Below are 229 nucleotides of genomic sequence, written 5' to 3' on the forward strand. Positions count from 1 at the left end.
CAAATCTCCTGGCTTCACAAAAATTATCAAGTTAGCTGAAGCTTTAAAGGTAGAGCCTTCTGTTTTAGTTGGTGTGGAGCTTAAAAGTTCTAAAAGTGCCTTAAGCATTAGCGAACTTTTCTTCAATCACACAGTGGAACAAAACGATGTAGTGTTGGATGCTCAAATAAAGGCTTTATTAGTGGAAATAGCAGAAACAGCATTGCTATTGAAATGGGAGAAGTCCACT

At 37.6% G+C, this 229-nt stretch carries 1 protein-coding gene; it reads left to right on the forward strand.

Features of this window, described 5'->3' with window-relative positions:
• Window positions 1-229, forward strand: a 229-nt coding sequence (locus SB764_RS45195; protein ID WP_410867463.1) for a hypothetical protein, incomplete at both ends; no start/stop codon positions are given.

It is taken from the genome of Paraburkholderia sp. SIMBA_027 (genome assembly GCF_046535315.1).
Classification (GTDB): Bacteria; Pseudomonadota; Gammaproteobacteria; order Burkholderiales; family Burkholderiaceae; genus Paraburkholderia; species Paraburkholderia tropica.